The 14621-nt window shown below is 69.7% G+C and carries 20 protein-coding genes; 9 read left to right on the top strand and 11 right to left on the bottom strand.

The features are described 5' to 3' along the window. The first annotated feature begins 54 nt into the window (after positions 1–54). Positions 55–129, top strand: a complete 75-nt coding sequence (locus tag AOM45_RS54040) for a 50S ribosomal protein bL37 (protein ID WP_369809028.1) — start codon at positions 55–57, stop codon at positions 127–129. 63 nt (positions 130–192) lie between these two features. On the opposite strand, the gene rsrA is transcribed toward AOM45_RS54040, so the two are convergent. Next, on the bottom strand, positions 193–453 hold the full coding sequence (gene rsrA, locus AOM45_RS29210) for a mycothiol system anti-sigma-R factor (RefSeq protein WP_030471287.1): 261 nt from the start codon (positions 451–453) through the stop codon (positions 193–195). Then, positions 450–1115 (bottom strand): sigma-70 family RNA polymerase sigma factor, encoded by a 666-nt coding sequence (locus AOM45_RS29205; protein WP_236703869.1) that lies wholly within the window; start codon positions 1113–1115, stop codon positions 450–452. The genes rsrA and AOM45_RS29205 overlap by 4 nt, the downstream gene beginning before the upstream one ends. Positions 1116–1165: 50 nt before the next feature. Between AOM45_RS29205 and ybaK the strand changes: the two genes are divergently transcribed. After that, positions 1166–1642: a Cys-tRNA(Pro) deacylase gene (gene ybaK, locus AOM45_RS29200; protein WP_030471285.1), complete on the top strand. Its 477-nt coding sequence runs from the start codon at positions 1166–1168 to the stop codon at positions 1640–1642. On the opposite strand, the gene AOM45_RS29195 is transcribed toward ybaK, so the two are convergent. Both AOM45_RS29195 and AOM45_RS29190 read right to left on the bottom strand, forming a co-directional pair. Beyond that, positions 1639–2151, bottom strand: a complete 513-nt coding sequence (locus AOM45_RS29195) for a hypothetical protein (RefSeq protein ID WP_030471284.1) — start codon at positions 2149–2151, stop codon at positions 1639–1641. The genes ybaK and AOM45_RS29195 overlap by 4 nt on opposite strands. A gap of 126 nt (positions 2152–2277) precedes the next feature. Then, positions 2278–2820 carry a DinB family protein gene (locus AOM45_RS29190; RefSeq protein WP_030471283.1) on the bottom strand — a complete coding sequence of 181 codons (543 nt, stop codon included), beginning with the start codon at positions 2818–2820 and terminating at the stop codon, positions 2278–2280. 64 nt (positions 2821–2884) lie between these two features. Here AOM45_RS29190 and AOM45_RS29185 point away from each other — a divergent pair, with 64 nt between their 5' ends. After that, the gene (locus AOM45_RS29185) at positions 2885–3742 is read left to right on the top strand and encodes a DUF7916 family protein (RefSeq protein ID WP_030471282.1); all 858 of its coding nucleotides are present in this window, start codon (positions 2885–2887) and stop codon (positions 3740–3742) included. Here the strand turns inward: AOM45_RS29185 and AOM45_RS29180 are convergent. After that, complete coding sequence (locus AOM45_RS29180; RefSeq protein ID WP_030471281.1) at positions 3739–4350, bottom strand: alpha/beta hydrolase family protein; 612 nt, start codon at positions 4348–4350, stop codon at positions 3739–3741. The two genes, AOM45_RS29185 and AOM45_RS29180, sit on opposite strands and share 4 nt — an antisense overlap. Continuing rightward, the gene (locus tag AOM45_RS29175) at positions 4347–5093 is read right to left on the bottom strand and encodes an SOS response-associated peptidase (protein WP_030471280.1); all 747 of its coding nucleotides are present in this window, start codon (positions 5091–5093) and stop codon (positions 4347–4349) included. The genes AOM45_RS29180 and AOM45_RS29175 overlap by 4 nt, the downstream gene beginning before the upstream one ends. A gap of 85 nt (positions 5094–5178) precedes the next feature. On the opposite strand from AOM45_RS29175, the gene aroA reads away from it, so the two are divergent. The 4 genes from aroA to AOM45_RS29155 are packed head-to-tail and all read left to right on the top strand — an operon-like array spanning position 5179 to position 8667. Then, entirely contained in the window at positions 5179–6447 is a 1269-nt protein-coding gene (gene aroA, locus AOM45_RS29170) for a 3-phosphoshikimate 1-carboxyvinyltransferase (protein WP_030471279.1), read from the top strand. Positions 6448–6449: 2 nt separating this feature from the next. Further along, positions 6450–7448: a ribosome small subunit-dependent GTPase A gene (gene rsgA / locus AOM45_RS29165; RefSeq protein WP_030471278.1), complete on the top strand. Its 999-nt coding sequence runs from the start codon at positions 6450–6452 to the stop codon at positions 7446–7448. 12 nt (positions 7449–7460) lie between these two features. Further along, positions 7461–7916 (top strand): hypothetical protein, encoded by a 456-nt coding sequence (locus tag AOM45_RS29160; protein WP_030471277.1) that lies wholly within the window; start codon positions 7461–7463, stop codon positions 7914–7916. 22 nt (positions 7917–7938) lie between these two features. After that, positions 7939–8667, top strand: coding sequence for an NAD-dependent epimerase/dehydratase family protein (locus AOM45_RS29155; protein WP_030471276.1), 729 nt, complete (start codon positions 7939–7941; stop codon positions 8665–8667). Here AOM45_RS29155 and pruA read toward each other — a convergent pair. Then, a complete protein-coding gene (gene pruA / locus AOM45_RS29150) occupies positions 8664–10292 on the bottom strand; it encodes an L-glutamate gamma-semialdehyde dehydrogenase (RefSeq protein WP_030471275.1) in 1629 nt (542 codons plus the stop codon). The genes AOM45_RS29155 and pruA overlap by 4 nt on opposite strands. 36 nt (positions 10293–10328) lie before the next feature. Here pruA and AOM45_RS29145 point away from each other — a divergent pair, with 36 nt between their 5' ends. Further along, a complete protein-coding gene (locus AOM45_RS29145; RefSeq protein WP_030471274.1) occupies positions 10329–10715 on the top strand; it encodes a VOC family protein in 387 nt (128 codons plus the stop codon). 156 nt (positions 10716–10871) lie between these two features. On the opposite strand, the gene AOM45_RS29140 is transcribed toward AOM45_RS29145, so the two are convergent. From AOM45_RS29140 to AOM45_RS29130, 3 genes are read right to left on the bottom strand one after another with little or no spacing between them, the layout of a single operon-like run. Beyond that, positions 10872–11363, bottom strand: a complete 492-nt coding sequence (locus AOM45_RS29140) for a DUF6912 family protein (RefSeq protein WP_030471273.1) — start codon at positions 11361–11363, stop codon at positions 10872–10874. Next, a complete protein-coding gene (locus AOM45_RS29135) occupies positions 11360–12754 on the bottom strand; it encodes a WS/DGAT/MGAT family O-acyltransferase (protein WP_030471272.1) in 1395 nt (464 codons plus the stop codon). The genes AOM45_RS29140 and AOM45_RS29135 overlap by 4 nt, the downstream gene beginning before the upstream one ends. A gap of 9 nt (positions 12755–12763) precedes the next feature. Beyond that, entirely contained in the window at positions 12764–13429 is a 666-nt protein-coding gene (locus AOM45_RS29130; protein WP_030471271.1) for a phosphotransferase, read from the bottom strand. A gap of 105 nt (positions 13430–13534) precedes the next feature. On the opposite strand from AOM45_RS29130, the gene AOM45_RS29125 reads away from it, so the two are divergent. Then, positions 13535–14293 carry a TrmH family RNA methyltransferase gene (locus tag AOM45_RS29125; protein ID WP_030471270.1) on the top strand — a complete coding sequence of 253 codons (759 nt, stop codon included), beginning with the start codon at positions 13535–13537 and terminating at the stop codon, positions 14291–14293. Here AOM45_RS29125 and AOM45_RS51155 read toward each other — a convergent pair. Beyond that, entirely contained in the window at positions 14275–14580 is a 306-nt protein-coding gene (locus AOM45_RS51155) for a hypothetical protein (RefSeq protein WP_156094197.1), read from the bottom strand. The two genes, AOM45_RS29125 and AOM45_RS51155, sit on opposite strands and share 19 nt — an antisense overlap. Positions 14581–14621: the final 41 nt, after the last annotated feature.

Raw genomic sequence — 14621 nt, 5'->3', positions numbered from 1 at the left:
AACTCCTCCATGCGAAAATGGTGGGTGAAGCAGTTCTGATCCTAGGAGACACCCATGTCGAAGCGTGCTCGCAAGCGCCGCGACCGCAAAAAGGGCGGCGCCAACCGAGGCAAGCGCCCCAACGCCTGAGTGCTGCGAAAAGGCCTGGACACCATGACGGTGACCAGGCCTTTTTGTCTCTCCGGGGGTCTATCAGCCCTCGGTGCGGATCTCCACGATCGTGGCGCGGATGCGCGCCTTCAGGTCGGCAGGGGCGTGATCCCCGCCGCACTTGCGCGCGAGCAACGCCTTCAGGTGCTCCTCCAGCCCGAACTGCTCCAGGCACGGATGGCACTCGTCGAGGTGCGTCTGCAGTGCCGCGCGCCGCGTCTGGTCGCACTCCTGGTCCAGGAAGAGCCAGACCTCGGACAGGACCTCTGAGCAGTCGGTGTCGTGGGGTTCGCCGCAGTTCATGACGCTTCTCCGTTGTTGCCTCGGAGGAAACCGCGATCGCGGGCGACGTCCGCCAGCATGTCGCGGAGCTGGCGACGGCCCCGGTGCAACCGGGACATCACCGTGCCGATCGGGGTGCCCATGATGTCTGCGATCTCCTTGTACGCGAAGCCTTCGACATCGGCGAGGTAGACCGCGATCCGGAACTCCTCCGGCAACCGCTGCAATGCTTCCTTGACGTCGCTGTCGGGCAGGTTGTCGAGTGCCTCGACCTCGGCGCTGCGCAGCCCGGACGAGGTGTGGCTCTCCGCCTGCGCCAGCTGCCAGTCAGTGATCTCTTCGGTCGGCTGCTGGATCGGCTGGCGCTGCTTCTTGCGGTAGCCGTTGATGTAGGTGTTCGTCAGGATCCGGTACAGCCAGGCCTTGAGGTTCGTGCCCTCCGAGAAGGACGCGAACGCCGAGTAGGCCTTGAGGTACGTCTCCTGCACCAGGTCCTCGGCATCAGCCGGGTTGCGCGTCATGCGCAGGGCGGCCGAGTACAGCTGGTCGAGCATCGGCATCGCATCGCGCTCGAAACGCGCGGCTCGCTCCGCCGTCGTCTCCGTCGTGCCGGTGGCGGGCACCGCGCTCCCTTCCCACAGGTTCTGGGTCGGTACTGACTCTACGCGGGGCCGCTCGAGCATGTTCGTCACCACGTCCTGGGTAACAACGGAGGTGCTGGTAGTAATTCCGCATGGCCGGACGTGGGACTCCCGCCACAGCGCTGCTGGACAAGCAGCGGGTGGCGCACACCTTGCACTCGTACGAGCACGACCCCCGCCACGAGTCGTACGGGCTGGAGGCGGCCGAGGCGCTCGGGCTGGTGCCGGAGCGCGTGTTCAAGACGCTCGTGTGCGAGGTGGACGGCAAGCTCGCGGTCGGCGTCGTGCCGGTGACCGCGCAGCTCGACCTGAAGGGTCTCGCGGCGGCGTTGAAGGGCAAGAAGGCCAAGATGGCCGTCGTCGCCGATGCCGAACGCGCGACGGGTTACGTCGCCGGCGGAATTTCGCCGCTCGGACAGAAGAAACGACTGCCGGTCGTGCTCGACGAATCGGTTTCGAATTTCGAGACGATTTTCTGCAGCGCCGGCAGGCGTGGTCTCGAAGTCGAGATCACGCCTGCCGATCTGGTGCGACTCACCAATGCGGTGGTCGCGCGAATCAGCGCCTAGCTGACCGGCGCCTGGATGCCGCCCATCCGGACGTTCGCGCCGATACCGGACGTCGGCCACGCGATGGTGACCAGATCACCCGTCCTGCCCTGGCCGGGCAGGTTGAAACGGACGAACGCGGGGCTGAGCTGAGGCCCCTGAAGGCTCGATGCCACATAGGTGACGGCATGGCGGCCCCCGCCGACCACCATCTCGGTGTACGGAGGCTGGCCTCCGTTCTGGGAGGCGTTCATGTCGTTGCCCTGCTGGTCGAGGAAGCGCACGTTGCTCACCGTGCCCCCGATCGTGCAGGAAGCGCCCTCCGCGGCGACGAACCGGATCACGTGCGCCTTGGTGGTCGAAGGCGACGGCGACCGCATGTCGTAGACACCGATCGCCAGATCGCTGCCGGTGCACCACGGCCCCTGTCCCTCGGCCTGACCGGCCTGTGCCGCCGAGGTCGCCACGACGCCCAGGACCGCGGCTCCGGCCAGTGCTGCTGCGGTCGTGATCGTGCGGTAGTTGCTCATTCGTTAATCCCCGAATTCGTGACGATCTGCGATTTCCCCTACGCCCACAGGTGACGCCGCCGATCCGCATTCGGTTGCTCGAACAACGAATGTAGTCCTACAGGATGATTTCCGTCTCGATTGGCGCTATTCGCCCGTTTGGCCGTCGATCGCCTCGCGGAGCAAGTCGGCGTGGCCGTTGTGGCGGGCGTACTCCTCGACCATGTGGACCAGAATCCAGCGCAGGCTCACGTGGGGTCCGTCCCTCCACCCCGGACGCTTCGAGAGCTGGCCCAGGTCGCCGGTTTCGAGGGCTTCCGCGACGGCCTTGCGCGCCCGGTCCACCTCGTCCTGCCAGAGGGCGTTGAGCTGCTCCGGCGTGTCCTGGGCGGCCGAGTGCCAGTCCCAGTCGTGGTCGGCCTTCCAGTCCACGCTCGCCCACGGCTCCAGCGGCTCGCTGCCGAGCAGGACGACGTGGAACCACTGCTGCTCCACGTACGCGATGTGCTTGAGGAGGCCGCCGAGGGTCATCGACGACTTCGCGGTGGTCACGTTCAGCTGCTCGGCGGTGAGGCCCGCGGTCTTCCAGGCGAGCGTGGCTCGTTGCCAGTCCAGGAAACCCGTCAGGGTCCCGAGCTCGTCGGCGTCCAGCGGAGGTTCCGGACGGCCGTGCTCATCGAGGTTCGTCATGAGCGCGATCACAGTCGAAGACGTAGAGTGCCACCACATGGTTTAGACCAATTCGGAGGCAGACGTGCGCATCCTCGACCTCGACCGCACCGGGCTCGCCGCACTCCGCGGGCCGGACCTCTCCCGTGCCGTGGCGGCGTCGGAGGGCCGGACGATGGTCGCCGAGGTGTTCGCCGACCGCGCCGCGCTGTCGTTCGACGGGCGGACGGGCGTGCACAACGCCGAGCTGATGGCCGCGTTCGGCGCCGACGTGATCGTGCTGAACATGATCGACCGGGTCTGGGACGGCACCACGTTCCGCTTCCCCGGCCTGGGAGAGCTCGGCAGCCTGACCGAGTTGGCGGAGCGGATCGGCAGGCCGATCGGCGTCAACCTGGAGCCCGGCACCGTTCCCGAGCTGCGCAAAGCCACTCAGGACAACGCCCAGCGGCTCGCCGACGCGGGCGCGGCGCTGATCGTGCTGACCGCCAACCCGAGCACGGACGGCTCGCTCGACGGCATGGCCCGCGCCACCGAACAGATCCGCACGGAAGCCGCGTTGTGGGTCGGCAAGATGCACCACGCGGGCCACCCCGAGCCCATCACCGCGGCCAAGCTCGCGAACCTCGTCGACGCCGGCGCGGACGGCGTGATCCTCCCGATCCCCGGCACGCTGCCCGGCGTCACCCGCGAAGCCGCCACCGAGGCGGTGCGGGCCGTGCACGAGAAGGGCGCCGTGGTCATGGGCGCGATCGGCACCTCGCAGGAGGGCGCGCACACCGACGTCGTGCCGCAGCTGGCCCTGCTCGCCAAGGAGATCGGCGTGGACGCGCACCACATCGGCGACTGCTTCCTGCCGGGCATGGGCGACCCCGAGCTGCTCTACGCCTACTCGGTCGCCGTGCGGGGACGCAGGCACACGTGGGTGCGGATGGCGCGTTAGTCCAACGGTCTGAGCACGCGGTCCAGCCACTCGCCCACGAACCGGCCCACGTCCGCAACCGACGCCTTCAGCGAATGGTCGCCCTTCAGCAGGACGACTTCGCGGTGGTGACCGCGCGGAGGCTGGCCGAACGGGTCGTTCTCGCCCTGCACCACGAGCGTGGCCACCTCGACGCCGTCGAGCTCGGCCAGGCGGGACTTCTCCGGCTTGCCCGGCGGGTGCACCGGGAACGCGAGGCACAGCACCGCCACGGCCTGCCCCTCGACGGACGTGCGGCAGGCCACGCGGGCACCCGACGACCGGCCCCCGAACACCAGGGGCAGGCCGTCGAACCAGCGTTCGCCCAGGTCGTCGACCACGGACAGCCAGGCCGTGTCGAGCTGCTTGGCCGGCGCGGGAGCACGACGGCCCGCCACGCGATACGGCTGCTCGACCAGGGCCACGTGCACGCCGACGGCGTTCGCGGCGTGGCAGGCGGCGACCAGGTCCGGTGCCTCGACACCACCACCGGCGCCGTGGCCCAGCAGCAGCGCCGCACGCGGTTCGTGGGCACAGTGCAGCGAGGCCCTCGCGGGCCCGTGCGGCGTGTCCACCAACAACGTCGTCACGACGTCTCGAACAAACTGGGTGCGGGCTTCTCGTCCTCGAGCGAGACGCGTTCCATCAGGGAGGCGTTGTTGTTCTTCACGCTGTTCACCGCCGTCGACACGGGGCGCAGTTCGAGCGCCTCGACGATCGAGGGATCCGGAGCCAGGAGCTCGCTCGGGTCCAGGGAGGTGGGGTCGAGCCACGCCGACCAGCGGTCCTGGGGCAGCAGCAACGGCATGCGGTGGTGCACCCGGGTCAGCGCGCCGATGGCGCCCGTAGTGAGCACCGCGCACGTGACGGTGGGCACGTCGTCCTTCCACCACACCGACCAGATGCCGGCCATGGCCAGTGAAGTGTCGTCGCCCAGCGTCATGAAGTACGGCTGTTTGCGCCCCTCGCCCGGCTGCCATTCGTACCAACCGGCGGCGGGGATGATGCAGCGGCGCTTCATCGCGGACTGCTTGTACGCGGGCTTCTCCAGCACGCTCTCGGCGCGGGCGTTGATCATCTTGGCCGCGCCGGAGAGGTCCTTGGCCCAGTGCGGGACCAGGCCCCAGCGCATGACGCGAATGCTGCGCTCCACCTCGCCCTCGGCGGCGTCAGACTCCTCTTGGGGAGGTTTGCGCTCGACCACGGCCATGACGTGCTTGGTGGGAGCGACGTTGTAGTCCGCGCCCGGAGCTTCGCCGCCGGTCCCGTCCACCGCGTCGAACTCGGCCGCCAGCAGCGCCGGGTCCTTGGTGGAGGCGTACCTACCGCACAAAACCGATCACCTCCGAAGTCGTCATCGTCGCACGTCGGGAACACCTGTGCGAGCCACCCCAGTTGGCGTGCGGGATCATTGCGGCATGACTCAGCACTGGTCAGCCCCCAGCGCGTCCGGCCCAGTCCACTCGACGGTGCCGGTGCCCGGCTCGAAGTCGATCACGAACCGCGTCCTGGTGCTCGCGGCACTGGCCGACGGGCCGTCGACGGTGCACGCACCGTTGCGCAGCCGCGACACGGTGCTGATGGCTGTCGCCCTGTCCTCCCTCGGCGTCGGGTTCGCCGATCGCGAGGACGGCGGCTGGGACGTCACGCCCGGACCGTTGCACGGCCCGGCCGACGTCGACTGCGGCCTCGCGGGCACGGTCATGCGGTTCCTGCCGCCCGCCGCGGCGCTCGCGGAGGGCGAGATCCGGTTCGACGGCGACCCGCACGCCCGCACGCGGCCGATGAGCACCGTGCTGGGTGCGTTGCGGTCGCTGGGCGCGGACGTCGAGGGCGACGCGCTGCCGTTCACGTTGCGCGGCACGGGTTCGGTGCCCGGCGGCGAGGTGACGATTGACGCTTCGGGCTCCTCGCAGTTCGTGTCCGGGCTGCTGCTGTCCGCCGCGCGCTACGACAAGGGCGTGACGGTGCGCCACGCGGGCAAGCCGGTGCCTTCGTTGCCGCACATCGACATGACGGTGCAGACGCTGCGCTCGGTCGGCGTGCAGGTCGAGACCGACGGGACCACCGCGTGGCACGTCGAGCCGGGCACCATCGCCGCCCGCACGTGGCACGTGGAGCCGGACCTGTCGAACGCGACGGTGTTCCTGGCGGCGGCCGCGGTGACCGGTGGCGAGGTGACGATTCCTCATTGGCCGGCCACGACCACCCAGCCCGGTGACGCGGTGCGCGGCATCCTGGAGCGCATGGGTTGCGCCGTCGAGGTGTCCGAGCGCGGCCTGACCGTGCGCGGGCCGTCGCGACTGTCCGGTGTGGACATCGACCTGCACGACGAGAGCGAGCTGACGCCGACCGTCGCCGCGTTGGCCGCGCTGGCCGAGGGACGGACGGTCATCCGCGGTGTCGCGCACATCCGCGGCCACGAGACGGACCGGATCGCGGCGCTCGTGAACGAGATCAACGCGTTGGGCGGCACCGCGTCCGAGACCGAGGACGGCCTGATCATCGACCCCGCTCCGCTGCACGGCGGCGTGTGGAAGGCCTACGCCGACCACCGGATGGCGACCGCGGGCGCGATCATCGGCCTGGTCGTGCCGGGCGTCGAGGTCGACGACATCGGCAGCACGACCAAGACGATCCCCGACTTCCCGGGGATGTGGAACGCCATGCTCGGCGGGGGCGCGTAGAGGTGAGCAAGCGGGACTGGCGCAAGCTCGACGAGTCCGACGTGCGCGTGCGCCCCGGCAAGGGGACGAGGCCGCGCAGCAAGAGGCGGCCCGAACACGCCGACGCCGAGAGCGCGATGGTGATCGGCGTGGACCGGGGACGCTGGACGTGCGCGTTGGAGTCCGGCGTCGTCGTCACGGCGATGCGTGCGCGCGAACTGGGCCGCACGCCCGTGGTGGTGGGCGACCAGGTCGGCATCGTCGGTGACACGTCGGGCCAGCCGGACACGCTGGCCCGCATCGTGCGCGTCGAAGAACGGACCTCGGTGCTGCGCCGGACCGCGGACGACACCGACCCGTTCGAACGGGTCGTCGTCGCCAACGCCTCCCAGCTGATCATGGTCGTCGCGCTGGCCGACCCGCCGCCGCGCACGGGGTTCATCGACCGGTGCCTGGTCGCCGCGTACGCCGGCGGCCTGGAACCGGTGCTGTGCCTGACGAAGTCGGACCTCGCGTCCGCCGACGAGCTGCTGGCGCTCTACACCGAGCTCGACGTGCCGGTGATCGTGACGCGGTTCGACGAGGAGCCGGCCGTGCTGCGCGAGCGGCTCAAGGACACGGTGTCGTGCCTGATCGGACACTCCGGTGTCGGCAAGTCCACGTTGGTCAACAGGCTGGTTCCGGACGCGAACCGCGCGGTCGGCGTGGTGTCCGGTGTGGGCAAGGGCCGCCACACCTCGACCCAGGCCGTGGCGCTGCGGCTGCCCGACGGCGGCTGGGTGGTGGACACGCCGGGCATCCGTTCGTTCGGCCTCGCGCACATCACGCCGGACGACATCGTGAAGGCGTTCCCGGACTTCGCCGAGGCCGCGGAGGAGTGCCCGCCCGGCTGCGGCCACCTCGGCGCGCCCGAGGACCCCGGCTGCATGCTGGACGAGCTGGTGCCGGACGCGCCCGGCCGGCTGGCGTCGTTGCGGCGCCTGCTGGCGTCCCGTGCCGGGCTGGACGAACACGCGGACTGAGAGGTCTTTCTGGTGCTCCGAGTCACCCTGCTGCTGCTCTTCGCCCTGACCGCCTGCACGACCGAACAACCCGCCGCGCCGAAGTTCGAGAGCGTCGACCCGTGCACCCTGCTCGCCTCGGGCGACGCGGGTGCGCTCTCCGGCACACCGGCGAAGTCCGAGCGGGCGTGCGACTACCCGTTCGACTCGGTGGCGGTGCAGCTGACGTTGCAGAGCGGGAAGTTCGCGGACGTGTCGGAGAAACTCCTGTCCTCCGGCGGCTACGGCGCGGTCGTCAACGACCACCCGATGACGCGCCTGTGCACCAACGCGTCCGGCGAGGTGACGTGCGACGCCGTCGTCGAGGTGCGGGACGGGCAGCTGATCAGGCTGCGCGTGGTCCAGCGCAGTCACGACCCCAACGCCGTCGGGCAGGTCAGTCAGGGGCTCGCGGCCAAGGCGCTGGAGAGGTTGCCCGTCACGTCCTGACGCGCTGTCTCGTCCACTGGTCATGAAGGTCTTCGTGATCGGTGCGACGGGTGTGCTCGGACGGGAAGCAGTACCGCTGCTGCGGGCGGCCGGACACGAGGTCGGGGTGCTGGACCGGCGCACCACCTCGCTGTTCGACGCCGGGCAGCTCGCTGCCGCGATGACCGGCTGCGACGCCGTCATCAACCTCGCCACGCGCATCCCGTTGAGCGCCAAGGCCGTCCTGGCCAGTGCCTGGGCGGAGAACAACCGCATCCGCACTCTCGGCAGCGCGGCGGTCGTCGAGGCGGCACGGCAGGCCGGCGTCGGGCGGATCGTGCAGGAGGGCATCTCGTTCGTCTACGCGGACGGCGGTGACCGCGAGCTCGACGAGGACGCGCCGCTCGCGCCGGTCGGGCACGTGGCCAGTTCGGTGCAGGCGCAGCACAACGTGCTCGCGCACCCCGGCGGGGTGTTCCTGCGGATGGGCCTGCTGCTCGGCGGCGAGGCGCAGTCGCCGCCCGTGCTCGTCGGCGACGGGTGGATGAACGTCGTGCACCCCGGTGACGCGGCGGCCGCAGCTGTCGCGGTCCTGGACGCGCCACCGGGGATCTACAACGTCGGGACGCCGGTGCGGAAGCGGGACCTCGGGATCACGCGGTTGCCGGCGGTGCTGGGCAGGTTCGCCGCGTCGTTCGAGGTGTTCTCCCGTTCACAACGGGTCGTGAGCACGAAACTCACCGAGGCCACCGGCTGGCGACCACGCCGCTAACCCATGTGCGGGTACTTGTGGTCCGTCGGCGGCACCAGGGTTTCCTTGATGGCGCGCGGGCTCGTCCAGCGCTGCAGGTTGTAGATCGAGCCCGCCTTGTCGTTGGTGCCCGACCCGCGCGACCCGCCGAACGGCTGCTGCCCGACGACGGCGCCCGTCGGCTTGTCGTTGACGTAGAAGTTGCCCGCCGCGAACCGCAGGGCTTTGTGCGCCTGCTCGACGGCAGCGCGGTCGCGAGCGAAGACGGCACCGGTCAGCGCGTACGGGGTGGAGGTGTCGATGGTCTCCATGATCGTCGGGAAGTCGGCGTCCTCGTAGACGTGCACGGCGAGGATCGGCCCGAAGTACTCCGTCGTGAAGATGTCGTGGTGCGGATCGGTGCCGAGCAGCACCGTCGGGTCGACGAAGTAGCCGACCGAGTCGTCGCACGAGCCGCCGGCGAGCACCTCGACCGAAGTGGACGCCGAGGCCATCAGCAGCGCCTCCTTGTGCTTGGCGAACGCGCGGTGGTCGATCACCGCGCCGCCGAACGCCGACAGGTCCGTGACGTCGCCGTAGGACAGGGACTTCGTGATGTCGAGCAGACGTTCCCGCACCCCGCCGTCCCACAACGACCGTGCGACGTAGGCACGTGAGGCGGCCGAGCACTTCTGGCCCTGGTACTCGAAAGCACCGCGCACGAGCCCGGTGACGAGCGCCTGCGGGTCGGCGGACGGGTGCGCCAGCACGAAGTCCTTGCCCCCGGTCTCGCCGACGACGCGCGGGTAGGCGCGGTAGTTGTCGAGGTTGCTCGCCATGGTCTGCCACAACGCCTTGAACGTCCGCGTCGACCCGGTGAAGTGCAGACCGGCGAAGAACCTGTCCCGCAACGCCACCTGGCTGACCGCGTGGCCGTCACCGGTGACGAGGTTGATCACGCCCGGCGGCAGACCGGCCTCTTCGAGCAGCCGCATCGTGTAGTGCGCGGCGAGCTGCTGCGTCGGCGACGGCTTCCACACCACGGTGTTCCCCATCAACGCGGGCGCCAGCGACAGATTCCCCGCGATGGCGGTGAAGTTGAACGGCGTGATCGCCACGACGAACCCGTCGAGCGGCCGGTGGTCCATGCGATTCCACACGCCGGGGCTGCTGACCGGCTGCTCCTCGAGGACGCGGCGGCCGAAGTGGACGTTGAACCGCAGGAAGTCGATCAGCTCGCACGCCGAGTCGATCTCGGCCTGCTGCACGGACTTCGACTGCCCGAGAATCGTGGCGGCGTTGAGGGTGTCCCGCCACGGCCCGGCGAGCAGGTCCGCCGCGCGCAGGAGGACCGCAGCGCGTTCGTCGAACGGCAGCTCCTGCCACTCGGGCGCGGCGTGCTGAGCGGCCCGCATGGCATCCGCGACGTCGGAGTTGGTCGCCTGCGCCGTCACGCCGAGCACGTGCCGGTGGTCATGCGGCTGAACGACGTCAACGCGGTCACCACCACCCATGCGCTGCTGACCGCCGATGGTCATCGTCAGCTCGTGCGTGGTGTCCTCGAGCTCGGCGATGCGTGCCTGCAGACTGGTGCGTTCGGCGCTGCCGGGAGCGTAAGTGCGCACGGGCTCGTTGACCGGTTCGGGTGCAGACGTGACGGCGTCCATTCCCCCATCGTGGCACGCAGTAGTAGGGTCCGTCGGGTGGCGCGGGTGACTGGCATCGGCGGGGTTTTCCTGCGTTCCAGAGATCCCGTGCGCCTGGCCGCCTGGTACCGCGACAACCTCGGGGTGCCGATGAGCGAAAAGGGCACCGTCACCTTCCACTGGCTCGACACCGCGACGGATGCGCATCCGGGCACGACGACGATGGCGTTGTTCGCCCACGACACCGAGTACATCGGCGAACCGCACCAGCGCACGATGCTGAACCTGCGGGTCGACGACCTGCCGACGCTGATGGCGAAGCTGAAGGCGCGCGGGGTGGAGGTGCTGCCGGACACCGAGGACTCGGAGTTCGGGCGGTTCGGGTGGTGCGTGGATCCGGAGGGGAACCGGATCGAGCTGTGGGAGCCCGCGGAGGGCATGTGAGCAACGCGGGTCGGCGCGGAGAACTCCTGCCCGCTCCGGCTCCGGTTCGGCGCGAAAAGCACGTCCGGGCCATCTAGCGGCACCGATGTCACGTTCGCGCCAAACCGACCAGAGAGGCGGAACCCAGCCGACGCCGTGTGTGGTGAGCGCCGACGCCTACATGAGCTCCAGCACGAACGCGAGTTCCTGCGGCGCGTACCAGGCCAGCTCGTGGTCCTCAGCGCTCCCCAGCGCGAACTCCGCATCCGGGTCGCCGAGATCCGCCGCGTCCACCACGTCCGCCGCCGCCCGCACGTCCTCTTCGGCCTCGGCGGTGTCGAGGTGCACCGACGCGACGGCCTTCATCGTCACCGAGCCCGCGACCTTCACCACCGAGAAGTCCAGGTCGGGGCGCAACGTCACCTCGTCCAGGTCGACGGCGACCACCGCGCGCCGCGGCTCGGCCTTCTCGTCGCCCGCGAGCAGTCGCAGCGAAGCGCGGGCCGCGTCCAGCATGGCCGCGTACTCCAGTTCCTCCGTGTCGCCCGCCGCGTAGGACTCGCGCAGTGCGGGCGTCAGGGCGAACGCCGTGCCGCCGATCGGAGTCAGTTCGCCGCTGTCGACGAACGTCCGCAGCATCGACACCGTGGCCGGGATGTAGACCCTCATGACGCGCTCGCCGTCCCCATCAGTTCCTCCACCGACTCCTCGACCATGGTCGCGAGAACGTCCACATCGGACATGGCGTCGCGGTCGCCGTTCAGCCCGAAGTAAACACCGCCGTCGTACGACGTGACCCCGATGGCCAGCGCCTGGTTCTTGGCGAGCGGGACAACGGGGAAGATCTCGGTCATTCTCGCGCCCGCCGCGTACAACGGCACCTGCGGGCCGGGAACGTTGGTGACGATCACGTTGAACAGGCGGCGACTGAACGACGACGCCGCGCGGGCGCCGAGGGCGTGCAGCGTCGGCGGCGCGAAGCCGGAGACCCTGACCAGCGCGTCGGCCGCGACGGACTGGCCCGATTCCTTGTGTGCTCGCATCGCGTGTGACACGTGGTGGAGGCGCACGACCGGGTTCGGTTCGCCCACCGGCAGGTCCACGAGGTGGGCGCTCACGTTGTTGCCCGAGTCCGGGTCCGCGTCGCGCACCGAGAGAGGTGCCATCGCACGGATCGTGGTGCTGCCGGTGACGTTCTCGCCGCGGCTGAGCAACCAGTTGCGCAGAGCACCGCTCAACGCGGCCAGCACCACGTCGTTGACGGTGCCGCCGTGGGCCTTGCGGATGGCGCGCAGGTCGTCGAGCTGGGCGCGGGCGACGGCGAACCGGCGCTGCGGCGAGGTGATGCGGACGTTCAGCGGGGAACCGGGTGCCGGGGTGGCGGCGGTGCGCACGGCGGACGCGAGGACGCCGAACGCGTTGAAGACCTTCTCGACCGTGGCGACGGTGTCGAGCGCGGCGCTGCGGACGTTCTCGACGAGCTCACCGGGGCTGTGCACGATGTCGGTGACCGCGTCCGCCACGAGCTGCAACGCGCCGGGCTCCGGCTGCGGCATCCAGAGGTTCTCGACGTTGGTGCGCGGCGACGGCGACACGTCCAGCATGACCTGGCCGATCTCCAGCGACGCGATGCCGTCGATCATGGCCTGGTGGGTCTTGGTGATGACCGCGGTCTGGTTCTTCGCGAGGCCCTCGACCAGGTAGATCTCCCACAGCGGACGGGAGTGGTCGAGCGGCCGCGACATCAGGCGCGCGACCAGGTCGTGCAGCTGGGTGTCGTTGCCCGGCTTGGGCAACGCCGACCTGCGCACGTGGTACGTGACGTCGAAGTCCGGGTCGTCGACCCAGACGGGGCGGGCGATGCGTCCCGGGACGTGCACGACCTTCTGCCGGTAGCGCGGCACGAGGCTCAGTCGTTGCTCGATGAGGTCGACGAGCTTGTCGTAGTCGAAACCGGCCTTGGGCCGGCGGAACACCGCCACGCCACCGACGTGCATCGGCGTCGTGGAGTCCTCCAGGTACAGGAACGAGGCGTCCAGCGCTGACAGTCGGTCCGGCATGCACCCAGCCTAGTGGCGTTTGCGATCCATCAGCTTCTGAAGTGCGGCACGCTCGGCGGGATCACGGTCGTGACGTTCGAGGCGGATGCGCGCGGCCTCCGGGATCGCCTCGATCACCCTCGGGTCCACATCGGCCATGAACGACCTGAGGAACCGCCACCGCGTCAGCTTCATGACCGGCGCGAGACGGGCGACGGCGAGCGAGACCCAGCTGAGCGCGACGTCGAGCCGGCGATCGCCCTTCGTCGCGGACGCCCAGTCGAGCACGACAGGGCCTTCCGGGCCGAGGACGACGTTGCCGGGGTGCAGGTCGAGGTGCAGCAGGTTTCCCTCGCCGCTCAGGAAGTCCGGCGCCGCGATGACGTCGAGGCGGTGGTGCAGATCGGCGAGCTCGCGGCCGAGCTGACCGGCGAGCCACGGCTTGCGGCCGATCTCCTCGGACATCCGCGGGCCGGGCACGTACTGCATGACGAGCTCTTCGGCACTCGCCTCGTGCACGCGCGGCACGGGGATGCCGTGGCCGCTCAGGTACGTCATCATCTCGGCCTCGCGCCGCAGGTCGCGGCCGGTGCGGGTGCGCTTGACGAGCAGCCCGTCGGACCGGATGAACACGTCCGAGTCCTGGCCGCTCGCGAGGTGTTGACGTTGCGCGACGCTGCGCATACCTGCCGTCATGTGACGATCATCATGCATATGATCCAAAGCACAAGGGCCGAACGGCTCTAGTCGAGCTCTTCACCCGTTTGAGACGGGCGTGCGGGGCTCTGTCACCCTCTTCCCGTGGAGATCTCGCCCAAGGACCGCTTCGTCACCGTCTACGGCCGCAAGCCCGTGCTGGAGGCGCTCGACGACCCGGCGCTGTCGGTCGACAAGGTGGTGCTCGCCGACACCGCCCGCGGCTCGGCGGCGCGCGAGATCCTCGACGCGGCGCGCTCGCGTGGCGTGCAGGTGCAGCGTGCGACGGCTCAGCGGGTGAAGGTGCTGGCGGGCAACGGCAAGCAGGACCAGGGTGTGCTCGCCGACGTCGTGGCGCCGCGCATGAAGCCACTCGCGCTGGCACTGGAAGAAGGCGCGCTTCGGTCCGTGCTGGTGCTCGACGGCATCACGACGCCCGCGAACGTCGGCATGATCCTGCGGACGGCGACGGCCGCGGGCATCGACGGCATCGTCGTGCCGCGGCGTGGCGTCGCCTCGATCGACCCGCTCGTGGTGAAGGCCTCCGCCGGGGTGGCTTTCCGCGCGCCCGTGCTGCGCTGCGGCACCGCGGCGGAGGCCTCGGCTTTGTTGCGAGCGTCCGGCTACCCGCTTTACGCGTTGGATTCCCACGCGTCGGACACGATTTATTCCGCCACGTTCGGCGAACGCGCCGCTTTCGTGCTCGGCAGCGAGACGTCGGGAATCACCGACGACGTGCGTCCGCACATCACGTCGTGGCTCTCGATTCCGATGGCGGCGGGCGTGGAATCGCTCAACGTCGCTTCAGCGGCGGCCGTGCTCTGCTTCGAGCTCGTGCGGCGCGCTCAGTCGGACATCCAGTAGACGTGGTAGCCGTCGACGCGGGGGAACCCCAGCAGTGACGTGCACATCGCGACCGACGACGAGCCCCTGACCCGGCCGATGCTGCCGTACTGGTCCCAGAACCCCAGGCCGTTCGAACAGTGGGCGACCGCGCGGAAGCGGCCCGGCCTGCCCTGGTCGCAGTAGACCTCGACACTGCGCCCGTCCCTCAGGAATTCCTCGTAGCAACCACGTTCGTACGCTTGTGCGGGTGCTGCAATTGCCGTGGCTGCAATGGCGACTGCAACGCAAGCGACAATTCTTCGCATTTTCTCCCCTATGCATTCGACTGCGTGCACAATGGACGGTA

The organism is Lentzea aerocolonigenes, assembly GCF_000974445.1.
Classification (GTDB): Bacteria; Actinomycetota; Actinomycetes; order Mycobacteriales; family Pseudonocardiaceae; genus Lentzea; species Lentzea aerocolonigenes.
Note: the sequence above shows the minus strand (reverse complement) of the source record. Positions and strands in the feature narration are given on the sequence as shown.

What these genes read in the sequence shown, in the direction of transcription:
- AOM45_RS29195 (WP_030471284.1), bottom strand. Translation starts at nt 2,151, where the DNA reads ATGAGCAACTACCGCACGATCACGACCGCAGCAGCACTGGCCGGAGCC.
- AOM45_RS29155 (WP_030471276.1), top strand. Translation starts at nt 7,939, where the DNA reads ATGAAGGTCTTCGTGATCGGTGCGACGGGTGTGCTCGGACGGGAAGCA.
- ybaK (WP_030471285.1), top strand. Translation starts at nt 1,166, where the DNA reads ATGGCCGGACGTGGGACTCCCGCCACAGCGCTGCTGGACAAGCAGCGG.
- AOM45_RS29190 (WP_030471283.1), bottom strand. Translation starts at nt 2,820, where the DNA reads ATGACGAACCTCGATGAGCACGGCCGTCCGGAACCTCCGCTGGACGCC.
- rsrA (WP_030471287.1), bottom strand. Translation starts at nt 453, where the DNA reads ATGAACTGCGGCGAACCCCACGACACCGACTGCTCAGAGGTCCTGTCC.
- aroA (WP_030471279.1), top strand. Translation starts at nt 5,179, where the DNA reads ATGACTCAGCACTGGTCAGCCCCCAGCGCGTCCGGCCCAGTCCACTCG.
- AOM45_RS29130 (WP_030471271.1), bottom strand. Translation starts at nt 13,429, where the DNA reads ATGACGGCAGGTATGCGCAGCGTCGCGCAACGTCAACACCTCGCGAGC.
- AOM45_RS29135 (WP_030471272.1), bottom strand. Translation starts at nt 12,754, where the DNA reads ATGCCGGACCGACTGTCAGCGCTGGACGCCTCGTTCCTGTACCTGGAG.
- AOM45_RS51155 (WP_156094197.1), bottom strand. Translation starts at nt 14,580, where the DNA reads ATGCGAAGAATTGTCGCTTGCGTTGCAGTCGCCATTGCAGCCACGGCA.
- AOM45_RS29205 (WP_236703869.1), bottom strand. Translation starts at nt 1,115, where the DNA reads ATGCTCGAGCGGCCCCGCGTAGAGTCAGTACCGACCCAGAACCTGTGG.
- AOM45_RS29140 (WP_030471273.1), bottom strand. Translation starts at nt 11,363, where the DNA reads ATGAGGGTCTACATCCCGGCCACGGTGTCGATGCTGCGGACGTTCGTC.
- pruA (WP_030471275.1), bottom strand. Translation starts at nt 10,292, where the DNA reads ATGGACGCCGTCACGTCTGCACCCGAACCGGTCAACGAGCCCGTGCGC.